Here is a 14,529-nt window from a genome sequence, read left to right as displayed (position 1 = left end):
ACATTAAAACATTAAAACATTAAAACATTAAAACATTAAAACATTAAAACATTAAAACATTAAAACATTAAAACATTAAAACATTGAAACATTAAAACATTGAAACATTTAAACATTGAGATATTGAATCATTCAAATATTTAAGCATTGAAATATTTAAAAATTGAAAGATTGGAAGATTTAAAGGTTACAAGATAAAGAAATTCTCAGAAAAATAGATAGAATCAACGGGAATTGTATTGTGTGTATTTTTAAAACCCTCATTAAATGTTTATTAATGAGGGTTTTCTTAATGTTTAAAATTTCGGAAAGATTAAATTTTTCAAAGGTTAAAATCTTTCAAATATTTTAAGTGTTTGGTTCTATTTTAGAAAATTGTTGATATTAATACTTTTGCTAAGTAAATTAGTTCAGTTTAAATATTAATTTGCAATAAAGGTTAATTTTCTAATTAATTCAAAGATTTTGCATAGCAAAATCCATCTTATTTATTGATTAAAGATTTTCTGACCAAAGGGAAGAAAATCATCATTAATTGTGCATTGTGCATTGTGCATTGTGCATTAATCATTGCATTTAAAAAGAACCGTTTTCCTTAAACCTATACATAAAGAAGAATCCCAGTAAGCAGAATATTAATCCGAACAATCCTGTCATTCTTATTCCAGTGGCATTTACATTGCTTGTACCCCATAATATAATCGTTGGGAATACTAAGCCAGCAAGAGAGGTACCAATCTTCATAAAGAGACCTCTTAGAGCATAGAAAACACCAATATTATATTCACCAGTATCTTGTCCATCTTTTTCGGCTAAATCTGCTATAATAGCAAAAGGCATAATACCGAAAATCCCCATAGGGATAGATGCAATTACAGCTACTGTGTAGATTTGAGCTTCAGGGCTTATAGGTAATTTACCTAAGAATAAAACTAATACATAATCTATAGCTAAAATGAAAAAACCAATAAGTTCAGTTTTTCTTTTACCAATTTTTCTTGAAATAAAATTGATTGGTACATAAAAAACAAAACTAACAATGAAAACTATTAACATAGCAAAAGTTGCGAAACTCTTATCTAAGTCTAAAAGGGTAACTATGTAATAAGATATACCTGTTTGAATAAAAGTAAGTGCAAACCAGTAGGACATTTCCCCTAGTAAGAATACTTTGAAATTGCTATTTAATAATACTTTATTTAAAGATTTTAAAAGAGAAGTACTAGATTTCTTATCTAAATTTTTTTCTTTTATAAAGTAAGCTGGTACAAATAACATAAAAAATGAAACTAAAGAAAAAATAGCAATTGAATATTGGAAAGATTTTAGTGGCGAAACACCTGTGTTTTCGAATAAGGACTGAAATAAATAAATTAAATTTCCAAATGCAAAACCAAGAGCCCAACCAATAGAACTAAAGGTACTTAGATTTAAGCTATCAATTTTTGTGTATCCTAGCTCGCCTACTAAAGCGGAACAGGGTACAACATAAGTTGTCAAACTTATATAGAAAAATATTAATACTGCAGTCAAATAAAACCCATTTGAAAATGTTTCAGCAATAAATGGTGGGAAAAATGCTAGAAAACCAAGTAATGATATAGGGAAAGCACTAATTAGCATAAAAAATCTTCTTTTTCCTAAAGGATTAGTACTTCTGTCGGAAAGATTTGCAATTATTGGATCAGTGACTGCATCTAATATTCTACCGGATGCAATGATGAGACCGAGAAAAGTGAGTCCTAAAAAGATACTATTCTTAGGTATAAAAGCTGGGAACATACTATTACCATCTACCTTATTGGGCAAATAAAAATAGTTTAACAAATTGTTAACATTATAAAATGCTAAGGACCATCCAAAATTACATAAAGCAAAGATAATTAATGTTTTTTTTGATAACTCTTTATTATTAATATGTTTCACCGCCAATTATGAAATTGAATTTAAATTATGGAAAATATTTATTTATATGTAACATTATATAGCTTAATCTATATGTGGTCAAAATAATTAGAAAAAAATTAAATTCATTTTGACAATTTATTAGGAATACGTTAATAATAGCATAAAGAAATTATAAATATTTTGTCAGTATTATATCTAAATTATTAATGCTATTAATAATTTAGCAAAAATTATACGGTTACATATTTGAATTGACAAATTAAAACCTTTTCAATTTGGAATACAAGTAATAAATAGCTAGGCAATATATTACGTTGACCTTCATAGCGTTTGATAGTAAAATCATAACAAATATAAATATTGTGAAAGCTTTGATAGGGAAGAGTAAGTGTTAAACAAATCTTTTAGAGAGTGGGGAAAGGTGAAAGCCCATAGATTATGAGATGCTGAAAATCACCCTGGAGCAGCGTTACTGAACTTTTGGGAAGACACTATATTCATGTGCAAATTGTATTTTTAGTTTGAGAGATAATTAGTAATGAAAATGCACAATGCACAATGCACAATGTACAATGCACAATTAAGGATGATTCTCTCCTTGTAGTCGAGAATCTTAATTTAATTAATTAATGAATTTTGCTTTGCAAAATTATTTTTTAACTGTGTAATGTGATATGGTCCAAGAGCTAAGTTATTGCCGGCATTGTTGTGTCGTTAGTATATAAGATATAAATTTGAGTGGTACCGCGGATAAACATCGCCTCAGTTGCGTGTGTTTTTCGGGGGATTTTTTTATTTCAATGCACAATGCACAATTAAGGATGATTTTCTCGCTTTGTTCGAAAAATCTTTGAACTTATTAAGAGATATTAATAATAAATGTTTGTTTACTTGTTAAGAATAAATACGTGGGGCGTGTTTTTTCTTACTTATTATATTAGCAAAACAAAACCAGTTTTACAGAAATTATTAAGGGGACTTATTATATACGGTTATTTTAAAAAAAAGTTTTGTTTTGCGGTGAATTTTTTTATCTATACAATTACTACTTTTATACAAATGTGCAATCTTGTACAAATGTGCAATGTGCAATTTGCAATTTGCAATTAAGGAGAATTTTCTTCCCGTTGGTCAGAAAATCTTGATTTTATTAAAGAATTAAAGAATTAAAGAATTTAAGTGTTTTAATGTTTATAATTATTAAATTAAAGATTCTCTGCGCTAGCTGAGAATCATCAACAACTGCAAATTGCAAATTGCAAATTGCAAATTAAAGGTTTTAAAAAGCATTGCAAATTAAAGGTTTTAAAAAGCATTGCAATTTGCAAATTAAATGGTTTCTTTAATAGTAAGACTATTCAATATAAATAATTTTGTACACAAAAAAAAGGGGGCAATTAAAATGGCAAAGGTTTATTATGACAAGGATGCGAATTTGAATGTATTAGAGGGGAAAAAGGTTGCTGTTATTGGATACGGTAGTCAGGGGCATGCTCATTCACTTAATTTAAAAGAGAGTGGCGTAGATGTAGTTGTAGGTCTTTATGAAGGAAGTAAGTCTAAAGAGAAAGCTGAAGAGGCAGGACTTACAGTACTAGAAACAGCAGAAGCTGTTAAAGCTGCTGATGTAGTTATGATGCTTATTCCAGATGAAAAGCAAAAGGAAGTTTATGATAGTGTAGTTGCACCAAACTTATCAGAAGGAAATGCATTAGTATTTGCACATGGATTTAACATTCATTTTAAACAAATAGTACCACCTGCTGATGTTGATGTATTTATGGTTGCACCAAAAGGACCAGGACACACAGTAAGAAGTCAGTTCCAAGCTGGGTTTGGGGTACCTTGCTTAATAGCTATAGAACAAGATTATACAGGACTTGCAAAAGATGTAGCTCTTGCTTATGCAAAAGGAGTAGGTGGAACTAGAGGTGGAGTACTTGAAACTACTTTTAAAGATGAAACTGAAACAGATTTATTCGGAGAGCAAGCTGTACTTTGTGGTGGCGTAACTGCATTAATGCAAGCAGGATTTGAAACTCTTGTTGAAGCAGGATATGCTCCTGAAAATGCTTACTTTGAGTGTGTACATGAAATGAAACTTATAGTTGATCTTATATTCCAAGGTGGATTTGAATATATGAGATATTCTATCTCAGACACAGCTGAATACGGTGATTACGTAACAGGTAGCAGAATTATAACAGATGAAACTAAGAAGGAAATGAAGAAAGTTTTAACAGAGATCCAAGATGGAACTTTTGCTAAAAACTGGCTTGTAGAGAATAAAGTAGGTCGTCCTGGATTTAATGCAATGAAAGAGAATGCGAAGGGACATGAGGTTGAGAAGGTTGGTAAAGAACTTCGTGGAATGATGAAGTGGATAGACGCGAAGTAGAGATAATGCACAATTTACAATGCACAATGCACAATTAAGGTAGATTTTCTTCCCTGCGGTCAGAAAATCTTAAATTTAATTGAGACATTTAATGATTTACTGATTCTTGTCTTTGACGAGAATCAGTGTTGCATTGGAGAGAGTGTTTGGTATTGAAAAACAGCCTTCGGCGTTGGAAGCAGTTTTGCACTGCTCCCTTTTATAGGCGATACTGACAAAAAGAATTTTGAATTTAAGGTTTAATTATTAGGTTTTATTATTAAGGTTCTATTAAATAAAGATTCTCGACCAACGGGAGAGAAGCATCATTAATTGTGCATTGTACATTGTGCATTGTGCATTGAAAAAAATATTTGATAATGTATTTAAAATGTTTAGGCATTAAAAATGTGGATATACTCCCAAATATGATAAGTTATTTGGAGGTGTTTCGTATTAAAAAGAATGTTATTAAAGAGAAGACTTTTAGATTTGCTTGTAGAGTTACTAAGATGAGTAAGAGATTAAATGTTAAAGATAAAGAGTTTGTTATTTCTAATCAGGTCAGGAGATCTGGGACTAGTATTGGGGCTAATGTTCGAGAGGCTGACCGTGGGGAAAGTAAAAATGACTTTTGCCATAAGATGAATATTGCTTTAAAAGAAGCAGAAGAAACAGAATATTGGTTAAGCATTTTAATAGAAAATGATTATCTCGTTAAAGAAGAATTGACGTTATTAGATGATTGTAGAGAGATTTGTAGAATACTTAATGCCATTGTTAAAACAAGTAGAAATAGAACTGAAATGTACAATTCACAATATACAATCAAAAGATAAAAACAAAGAATAAAAATTGAAACTATCTATTATTGTTTGTTTTTATATAGGCGCCCTACGGGCAAAAAAATATTGATTAAAGATTTTTTAGCTAACTAGAAAAAACTAGCAACAGTAAGTTATTGTGAATTGAAAATTATACATTGAAGAAAAACTGCCTACGGCGTTGGAAGTAGCTTTTCGCTACTCCCTTTTATAGGCGAAACTGATAATGTGGTTTTTGAATTTAAGATTTAGTTATAAGAGTTATTATTAGGGGTTTATAAAATAAAGATTCTCGACCAACGGGAGAGAATCATCATTAATTGTGCATTGTACATTGTGCATTGTGCATTAGAACTTAAAGAGGGGGATTATCATGAAACGAAATGGAGCATCAATACTCCTGCAAGGCCTTAAGGAATTAGGGGTAAGTACCATATTTGGCTATCCTGGTGGGGCTGTATTACCTATATATGATGAACTTTACCATGATACAGAAATTAAGCATATACTAACAGCTCATGAGCAGGGGGCTTCTCATGCAGCACATGGATATGCAAGAGTTACTGGCAAGGTTGGGGTTTGTATTACTACTTCAGGACCAGGTGCTACTAATGCTGTAACTGGTATTGCCACGGCTTTTCATGATTCTATTCCTATGGTGGTGCTGACGGGGCAAGTGCCAAGCACACTTATTGGTAAAATGGCTTTTCAGGAAGTTGATATTATTAGTATAACGAAAGCTATCACTAAGAAAAATTATAGGGTGGATGCTACTGAAAATATTCCGAATATTCTTGCTAATGCATTTTTTGTTGCAAATTCAGGTAGACCAGGACCAGTTGTTATTGATCTTCCTAAGGATATTCAAATAAATGAAATTGATTATATTGAAGAAAAAACAAGAGAAGAATTTGAAAAACTATGCAAGGAAAAAGAAAGTTTAGATAATATTCATAATATAGAAGAAGCTATTGAAGTGATTAACAAAGCAGAGAGACCGATGATTTATGCTGGTGGTGGAGTAGTTATTTCAGAAGGGGCTGAGCTACTTAAAGAGTTTGCAGAAAAAATAAAATCTCCTGTAAGTTGTTCTCTTATGGGGCAAGGCGGGTTTCCGGGAGAACATGAGTATTTTACAGGACTTCCTGGTATGCATGGTACTAGAACATCTAATTATGCAATATCACATTGTGATGTGTTAATTGCAATAGGAGCAAGATTTTCTGATAGAGTTACGGGGAAAGCTAGTACTTTTGCTAAAGATGCGAAAATTATTCATATTGATATAGATGAAAAAGAGTTTGGTAAAAATATAAGAGCTGATATTCCTCTAAAAGGAGAGGTTAAAGGAGTATTAGAAAAGTTATTACCCAATATAAAAGATAAAACTGAAAATGGATGGAATGATAAAGTAAAGGAGTGGAAGAACAAACACCCTTTAAAATATAAGGATAATGGAAAGCTTTCAGGACAATATGTAGTTGAAAGACTTTACGAAATTACGCAAGGTGAGGCTATCATTACAACTGAAGTAGGCCAAAATCAGATTTGGGCAGCTCAATATTATAAATTTAATGAACCTAGAACTTTAGTTTCGTCAGGTGGTATGGGAACTATGGGTTTTGGTCTTGGAGCAGCTATTGGGGCATGCTGCGCTGGTATGAATAAGAGAGTTGTAAATATTGCTGGTGATGGTTCTTTTAAAATGAATTCAGTAGAACTTGCAACTATTAATAGATATAGATTACCTATAGTACAACTTGTACTTAATAATAGTGTACTTGGTATGGTATATCAATGGCAAGAACTTTTCTATGGCGGAAGATTTTCTCATACTATTTTTAATAATGATGTTGATTTTGTGAAATTAGGTTTAGCTTATGATATTAAAGGTTTTAGAATTACTAGGAAAGAAGAAGTTGATGAAGTTTTAAAAGCTGCACTTTCTTTAAATGAGCCAGTTATTATTGATTGTATGATTGAAATGGATGAGAAAGTTTATCCGATTGTGCCGCCTGGGGCGGATATTACTGAGATTATTGATTAAAAGAGTATAAATTATAATGGATTTATTGAAGAAATATTTTAGGTTTGCTAAGATGTTTCTTTTTCTTGCAAAAAATAGAATTTATTACATAAATAAAGAGAAAATATTGATTTTTTTTGGAAAATAATTTACTATTAACTAGTATGTATATTGATAATATTATTAATGGCAAAATATATAATAATATGTAAATATATGAGAACTGCTAAGATATATTGATAGTGAATAGCAATCTATGTATAATATTATTATGATGTTTTTAATTTTATATAAAAAATATACTAAATAAATTGTATAATGTGGGGGTAACTTAATGGAAGAAGAAATTACTTTAGACCTAAGGGAATTATTTGGGATACTGAGAAAGAGAATTAAATTAATATTAGCAATAACTTTACTTGCAACTATGATTTCAGCAATAATAAGTTTTTTTGTTTTAACACCAGTATATGAATCAAAAATGAGTGTAATAATCGGTAAACAAACAACTGCAGGAAAGGTAGAAGACTATACATATAGTGATGTTACAATGTATCAAAAATTAGTGAAAACATATGCAGTTATCGCAGAATCTAAGAATGTAGCAGAAAAAGCTTTGAAATGGGGAGCTTTTGATTTAGAAGTAAATGAATTAGTGTCAAAAATTAAGGTATCGCCACAATCAGACACACAAATCATGGATATTTCAATTCAATCTACTGATCCGGAAGAAGCAAAAGAGTTGGTATCAGCCGTTACTGTGGCCTTTATAGAAAGAGCTAAAGAAGTAATACCAAATGGTTCTGTAGAGATATTGGACGAGGCTAAGGTACCTAAAAATCCAATTAGTCCAAACAAAAAATTAAATGTAGCCATTGCATTTTTCTTAGGGTTAATGGTATCTGTTGGAATAGTATTTGTTTTAGAATATTTAGATAATACAGTGAAAACAAAAGAAGATATCCAAAAATTATTGGACATACCTGTTATAGGTGTGATACCAGAACATGCTGCGGAATAGTTGTTTTAAAAGATAAATTTGCAGTTTGCAATGTGCAATTTGCAATTAAGGATGATTTTGCTACGCAAAATCATCAATGATCTTTGCTTTTAGTAATTGCAAATTGCCAATTGCACATTGCAAATTGAAAAAAAGCAGCCTTCGGCGTTGGAAGCAGTTTTTCACTGCTCCCTTATATAAGTAAAAAACACAAAAGATTTTAAGCTGTTAGCTCTTTGGATTTTGTTTTTAATAATTGCAAATTGATAATTGCACATTGCAAATTAAGAAAAACAGCCTTGGGCGTTGGAAACAGTTTTGCACTGCTCCCTTTTATAAGAGGAAAAACAAAATATAATTCTAAGTTATTAAATTTTTAATATTCGGTTTTAATTAATTAAAGATTTTCTGACCAAAGGGAAGAAAAACATCCATAATTGTGCATTGTGAATTGTGCATTGGTTTTAAAAGGAGGATACATTATGTTAATAGTAAAAGAAGATCCTAAAAGTATTGCGGCGGAGGCCTTTAGAACTTTAAGGACTAATATACAATATTCATCAATAGATAATGACAAAAAGACAATTTTAGTTACTAGTGCAGGTCCTGGAGAGGGGAAATCGACTACTTTATGTAATCTTGCACTTACTTTAGCTAAAGCAGAGAAAAAAGTGTTGATATTAGATTGTGATATGAGAAAGCCTAGTGTTCATAAAAAAATGAGATTATCCAATAAAGAAGGACTTTCAAACTATTTAGCTGGAGAAGTTGAACTGAATGATATAATCCAAATTTTTGATAGAAATGTATATGTGGTAACATCAGGATCTGTACCACCTAATCCTTCTGAAATACTCTCTTCAAGGAAAATGAAAGCTTTTATAGAAGAAGCAAAAGATGAATATGATCATATATTAATAGATACACCACCTGTCATCGCTGTAACAGATGCGCAAGTATTGGCACCTATTGTAGATGGAGTGATTTTGGTAGTAGCTTCTAAACAAGCAGAAAAAGAAGCAGTTGTACAAGCTAAGGAATTGTTAGAAAAAGTAGGAGCTAATGTATTAGGGGCGGTTCTTAATAAAGCTGATATGAATTCTAAAAAAGGTTATGGATATAGTAATTATTACTATTATTATGGAGAAGACGATCATAAAGCTAATAGGAAAGGGATTTTTTCTAAGAAGAAAAAATAACGTTTACTGTGGGCTAAAATAATACAGCCTTAGGTATATGTTTAATAATTGCACATTGCAAATTCAAAAAGACAGCCTTCGGCGTTGGAAGCAGTTTTGCACTGCTCCCTTATATGAGCGAAAAACACAATAGAATACAAGCCGTTGAATTGTTATGATTTGTTTTTAATAATTGCAAATTGAACATTGCACATTGCAAATTCAGAAACACAGCCTTCGGCGTTGGAAGCAGTTTTGCACTGCTCCCTTATATGAGCGAAAAACACAATAGAATACAAGTCGTTGAATTTTTATGATTTGTTTTTAATAATTGCAAATTGCAAATTGAACATTGCAAATTAAGAAAAAAAGCCTCCGGCGTTGGAAGCAGTTTTGCACTGCTCCCTTATATGAGCGAAAAACACAATAGAATACAAGTCGTTGAATTTTTATGATTTGTTTTTAATAATTGCAAATTGCAAGTTGAACATTGCAAATTCAGAAACACAGCCTTCGGCGTTGGAAGCAGTTTTACACTGCTCCCTTATATGAACGAAAAACATAATAGAATACAAGCCGTTGAATTGTTATGATTTGTTTTTAATAATTGCAAATTGCAAATTGAACATTGCAAATTAAGAAAAAAAGCCTTCGGCGTTGGAAGCAGTTTTGCACTGCTCCCTTATATAAGCGAAAAACACAATAGAATACAAGCCGTTGAATTGTTATGATTTGTTTTTAATAATTGCAAATTGCAAATTGCAAATTGAACATTGCAAATTAAGAAAAAAAGCCTCCGGCGTTGGAAGCAGTTTTGCACTGCTCCCTTATATGAGCGAAAAACATAATAGAATACAAATTTTTGAATCTTTACGATTTGTTTTTAATAAGTTAAAGATTTACTGACCAAAGGGAAGAAAATCATCCATAATTGTGCATTGTACATTGTGCATTGTGCATTAAAAAAGATTTATAACGAGACTAATATAAAATTAAGTATAAAGAAAAAACTAAATCAGGAGGCACAAAAATGATAGATCTCCATTCACACATTATACCTAATATAGATGATGGTTCTAAAAGTTACGATATGACAGTTAATATGCTAAAACAAGCAGAAGCCGATGGGACAAACATTATTTTTGCTACTCCTCATTTTAAAAAGTTTTATTATGAGACAAGGTATAGTGACATTTTAAAAAAAGTTGATGAAATTAACCTTATTTGTGAAGGTGAAAATATAGATGTTGAAGTTATTTCTGGCCAAGAGATCCTTTTGGATGAGTATACATTAAAAGAATTTGATGAAGGCAACTTAGGAACTCTTAACAATACTAAGTATATGCTTGTGGAATTTCCTATGGATAAATTGGGAAATGATAATTTGGATACTGTTTACGAATTAAGAGTACAAGGGATAATTCCTATTATAGCTCATCCAGAGAGATACGCTTACGTGGAGAATAATATAGCTTCTTTGAATTGTTTTATTAAAGAGGGTTGTTTATTTCAAATTAATACAGGGTCTATTACGGGTACTTACGGCGTTAAAGTTCAAAAAACGGTTTTCAATTTATTGAATAATGGTATTTGTCATTTTATTGGTTCGGATGCTCATTCTGACGATAGAAGAAAACCAGGACTTACTTCTGCACTGAATTATATAGAAAATATGGACAAGTGGCTTTTAAATGAAATTGAGCTAAATTCAAATTTACTTGTTCAAGGGAAAGATATTTTTAGTCAAGTTGAGCTGGTTGAGGAAAAAAGGAAGAAAAGATTTGGTATATTTTAATGCAAATTAATATTATTTTAAAATATTTTTAAAATATTTCAGTGTGTTTATATAAAGTAAATTGAAATATAAATAGTTTTTAAAAAGATTAAATAGAGTAATAAATTTAGAAATTTCATAACAAATTTTAAGGAAAAAAGTGAGTTATTTACAAAAATGAATTTTTGTAAATAAAATTTCACATATTATTCACATGATTATTGATGGATTTAATAAATTTATGTCGAACTGTTGTATAACTTACAGCATTAGAGAGCATTAACTAACGATAATTAATACTATCATCAGTTAATAGAATAATTAGTGGTAAATCATGAATATTAGTGAATATGGTAATATATGAGGAAGTATAGAGTTATTTAAAAATGATTATTTTTGGTATGATTATTTAGTAAATGATAATTTTTAGATAAAAAACGAAATATTTATTAAATGTGAATATTGATGCTGATATTTTTAATAGATTGATATTTTGTAGAAAAATGATGAAGTGCGTGTTAGGAAGAGTGGTAGTGTGGATTGGGTTAGTAGGTGAATTGTTGGGGGTGATAATAATGAATGGGTTTATTGACAGTTTAAAGGTTAGGCAGAAACAACTAATTTTAGTTTTAAGCGATATATTGTTTGTATCTTTTGTTTATATAGTGGCAGTGGTTATATTTAGATTGAACAGCGAGGTATCTTTAATATCGTTGGTGGCAATAAATGTGATATATATAGCTGTTTTCTTTTTATTTAAGTTATATAGTAGCCTGTGGAGATTTGCAGGGTCGTATGAGTTTTTGAATGTTATATTCGCAAATGTAATTTCTATGAGTTTGTTTTTTTTATTCAGTAAATTTCTATTAAAATCGAACATATCTTTTGAATTCGCAATTATTCTTTTGATTTTTTCATCTTTATTTACAGTTAGTATGAGAATGCTATATAGATTACTTAGAAGATATTTAACAGCTTATAGAAGTAATTCAGAAGAAATTTGTTTGAATACTAAAAAAACAATGGTTGTGGGAGCGGGGTATACAGGGAGCCTTATTATAAAGGAGATGTTATCTAATCCTCATTTAGGATACAAACCAGTTGTGGTTATAGATGATGATAAGAAAAAAGCTAAAAGTTATATAAATAGGGTTAAAGTAATAGGCGGTAGAGAAGATATAAAGATAGCTGCTACGGAATATGGTGTGAAAGTTATTTTAATAGCTATAGCTAGGATTGACGGAGTTAATAAAAAAGAAATTATAAATATATGTAAAGAAACAGGTTGTGAAATTAAAATAATTCCTTCTTATGATGAGATATTAAATGAAAAAGTATTTTTAAATAAGATGAGAGATGTACAAGTTGAAGAATTACTGGGACGAGATACTGTTAAATTGGATATGGATAATATTAGTGAGTATTTATCAAATAAAACTATTCTTATAACTGGTGGTGGAGGATCTATTGGATCTGAAATTTGCAGACAAGTATCTAGATTTAGTCCAAAACAATTAGTGATTTTAGATATATACGAAAACAATGTCTATGATCTTCAAATTGAACTTAAGAGAAAATACCCTGATTTGAATATGTCGGTTATTATAGCATCTGTTAGAGATAAAAATAGATTGGATTCAGTTTTTGCAAAGTATAGACCTGATGTTGTATTCCATGCTGCAGCTCATAAGCACGTGCCACTTATGGAGGATAACCCTTGTGAGGCAATAAAGAATAATGTTTTTGGAACACTTAATACTTGTGAATGTGCTGATAAGTATGGTGTTAAAAGATTTGTAATGATTTCTACGGATAAAGCTGTTAATCCTACTAATATAATGGGAGCTACAAAGCGTATCTGTGAATTTATTGTTCAAGCTATAGATAAGGTAAGTGATACTAAGTTTGTAGGAGTAAGATTTGGAAATGTGCTTGGATCTAATGGGTCTGTTATTCCTCTCTTTAAGAAACAAATACTAGAAGGTGGACCTGTAACTGTTACAGACAAAAATATTACTAGATTTTTCATGACTATTCCTGAAGCATCGCAATTGGTACTTCAAGCTGGTGCTTTTGCAAAAGGTGGGGAAATCTTTGTTCTTGATATGGGTGAGTCTGTGAAAATCTATGATTTAGCTTGTGATTTGATTAAATTATCTGGATTTGAACCAAATAAGGATATTGAAGTTAAAGTTACAGGACTTAGACCTGGGGAAAAACTTTATGAAGAACTTTTGATGAAACATGAGATATCAGCCAATACTGAGCATAAGAAAATTTTTGTGGGTAAACCTGATGATTATGATTTTGATAAGCTTAAAAACAAGCTTAATAGTGTTAGATTGATGCTCCAGAATGAAAGCGAAGAAATGGCTTATTTTATAATTAAGGATTTGGTGCCTAGCTATGAAGCTAAGAATGAGAAGTTTGAGAAGATGGGGAAATGTGAAGTGGAAGAGATTGATGGGGGAGAAGTGGCTGTTGAGGGGGAATAGATTTTTATAATCATTAAATCTGTATAATGATAGTTTAGATAAAGGGTTGAAAGGAAAGTATTTTAATATGGATATTAAAGTGTAACTCTTATCTAAATAATTTATGCAGAGGTTATAGATTTATGTTGTTGGTAGGAAGAAATACCAAAAGTAAAAAGTGCAATAAAGGGTTTTCATTGATTGAATTGATTGTTGTTATGTGTATTATAGCAATTTTAACAGGTTTTATAGCACTCAGTTGTATTGGATATGTAAATAAAGCTAAAAAACAAGTTTGCAATATTAATTGCAATAAATTAGAAAGCATGTATGAAATATATTTACAATCAGAAAAAATTGAACATACAGAGGAAAGTTTTGAAGAGTTTTTAGAGCAATATAAAAATGATATATGTCCAGGTAAGGGTGAGATTTTTTATGTTGATGGTGAAGTAAAGTGTAGCGTTCATAGTAGTGATGATGAATTAGAAGAAGAAAATATTGAAGAAGATGATGTTCCTTTTTTATAGAGTGGAGATTGAATGATTATGCCGAGGTGAGTATGTCCTAAGAATATGAACCACAAGATGTTGCATAAGTTATGATTAAAAATTAGATTTCTATGCAATATATAGATTAGAGCAACTACTCGAATTTCTCGATGAGTTGAAGTCTTGAGAATATGTTATAATATCTGCAACAGCGAAGTGTCGAAGAGTGTCGTAGAATAATAAAGTAAAAGAAGGTGAGATGAATTGGAAAACTTGGAAAAAAACATATATCTGTCTGTAAAAGAAATTCTCACCAATGCTCGCGAGAAAGCATATAAAGCTGTTAATTTTGCGATGGTTGAAGCTTATTGGAATGTAGGAAAGTTGATAGTTGAGGCTTAAGACGGCAATGAACGTGCTGAATATGGCGATTATTTAATAAAAAGTCTTTCAAGTCAGCTGAAAGCTGAGTTTGGA

10 protein-coding genes are annotated in these 14,529 nt (G+C 30.5%); 9 read left to right on the top strand and 1 reads right to left on the bottom strand.

What is annotated here, in order from left to right:
* Nucleotides 1-576: 576 nt before the first annotated feature.
* Entirely contained in the window at nucleotides 577-1,782 is a 1,206-nt protein-coding gene (locus tag ACVHXK_RS17665; RefSeq protein ID WP_461207731.1) for an MFS transporter, read from the bottom strand.
* Between the two features lie 1,528 nt (nucleotides 1,783-3,310).
* On the opposite strand from ACVHXK_RS17665, the gene ilvC reads away from it, so the two are divergent.
* The 9 genes from ilvC (at nucleotide 3,311) to ACVHXK_RS17620 (ending at nucleotide 14,454) form a co-directional block, all read left to right on the top strand.
* Nucleotides 3,311-4,306 carry a ketol-acid reductoisomerase gene (gene ilvC / locus ACVHXK_RS17660; RefSeq protein WP_461207730.1) on the top strand — a complete coding sequence of 332 codons (996 nt, stop codon included), beginning with the start codon at nucleotides 3,311-3,313 and terminating at the stop codon, nucleotides 4,304-4,306.
* Between the two features lie 407 nt (nucleotides 4,307-4,713).
* The gene (locus tag ACVHXK_RS17655) at nucleotides 4,714-5,124 is read left to right on the top strand and encodes a four helix bundle protein (RefSeq protein WP_461207729.1); all 411 of its coding nucleotides are present in this window, start codon (nucleotides 4,714-4,716) and stop codon (nucleotides 5,122-5,124) included.
* Nucleotides 5,125-5,482: 358 nt separating this feature from the next.
* The gene (gene ilvB / locus ACVHXK_RS17650; RefSeq protein ID WP_461207728.1) at nucleotides 5,483-7,156 is read left to right on the top strand and encodes a biosynthetic-type acetolactate synthase large subunit; all 1,674 of its coding nucleotides are present in this window, start codon (nucleotides 5,483-5,485) and stop codon (nucleotides 7,154-7,156) included.
* Between the two features lie 313 nt (nucleotides 7,157-7,469).
* On the top strand, nucleotides 7,470-8,156 hold the full coding sequence (locus tag ACVHXK_RS17645) for a YveK family protein (RefSeq protein WP_461207727.1): 687 nt from the start codon (nucleotides 7,470-7,472) through the stop codon (nucleotides 8,154-8,156).
* A gap of 461 nt (nucleotides 8,157-8,617) precedes the next feature.
* On the top strand, nucleotides 8,618-9,334 hold the full coding sequence (locus ACVHXK_RS17640) for a CpsD/CapB family tyrosine-protein kinase (RefSeq protein ID WP_461207726.1): 717 nt from the start codon (nucleotides 8,618-8,620) through the stop codon (nucleotides 9,332-9,334).
* A gap of 1,009 nt (nucleotides 9,335-10,343) precedes the next feature.
* Nucleotides 10,344-11,108 carry a tyrosine-protein phosphatase gene (locus ACVHXK_RS17635; RefSeq protein WP_461207725.1) on the top strand — a complete coding sequence of 255 codons (765 nt, stop codon included), beginning with the start codon at nucleotides 10,344-10,346 and terminating at the stop codon, nucleotides 11,106-11,108.
* A 554-nt stretch (nucleotides 11,109-11,662) separates the two neighbouring features.
* The gene (locus tag ACVHXK_RS17630; RefSeq protein ID WP_461207724.1) at nucleotides 11,663-13,582 is read left to right on the top strand and encodes a polysaccharide biosynthesis protein; all 1,920 of its coding nucleotides are present in this window, start codon (nucleotides 11,663-11,665) and stop codon (nucleotides 13,580-13,582) included.
* 122 nt (nucleotides 13,583-13,704) lie between these two features.
* Nucleotides 13,705-14,091, top strand: coding sequence for a type II secretion system protein (locus ACVHXK_RS17625; RefSeq protein ID WP_461207723.1), 387 nt, complete (start codon nucleotides 13,705-13,707; stop codon nucleotides 14,089-14,091).
* A 225-nt stretch (nucleotides 14,092-14,316) separates the two neighbouring features.
* Nucleotides 14,317-14,454 (top strand): DUF1016 N-terminal domain-containing protein, encoded by a 138-nt coding sequence (locus ACVHXK_RS17620; RefSeq protein ID WP_461207722.1) that lies wholly within the window; start codon nucleotides 14,317-14,319, stop codon nucleotides 14,452-14,454.
* Nucleotides 14,455-14,529 lie beyond the last annotated feature (75 nt).

Source organism: Clostridium sp. DL1XJH146 (genome assembly GCF_054819755.1).
This window is presented reverse-complemented; position numbering and strand designations above follow the sequence as displayed.